1 protein-coding gene is annotated in these 363 nt (G+C 50.1%); it reads left to right on the forward strand.

Annotated features, from left to right (window positions below; genetic code table 11):
* Positions 1–148: 148 nt before the first annotated feature.
* On the forward strand, positions 149–363 hold a 215-nt coding region (locus GHO41_RS30170), incomplete at its 3' end, for a hypothetical protein (RefSeq protein WP_218580293.1).

The following is a 363-nucleotide window of genomic DNA, read 5'->3' on the forward strand; positions in this document are numbered from 1 at the left end:
AGAGCGATGTCTCACGTGGCTATACATCTATGTATCACCCGGTGAGACATCGCTATACGTCATAAAGCATTTGTGAGACATCATGCATCTTGCTAGCATGAGGCATGATGCTTCAAAAAATGCACACTAATGTTTCACGGGGTGATACATGTCTCAGGACGAAAAAAAGGTTCAAAAGCTGGAGGAACAGCTCACCCAAGTGAGGGCCTTGCTGAGCCACACAGTCGACACGCTAGAGCAGGAACGGCGGCTTTCAGCAGTAACCAAAAACCGGGTGGCGGGGGGTTACTACATGATGAGTAGAGCCGCCGAAAAGAACTTAAGAGCGATGCAGCGAGACAACCCAGCGGCAGCCTTGGTGTT

Source organism: Pseudomonas sp. FSL R10-0399 (assembly GCF_009600165.1).
GTDB lineage: Bacteria > Pseudomonadota > Gammaproteobacteria > Pseudomonadales > Pseudomonadaceae > Aquipseudomonas > Aquipseudomonas helleri.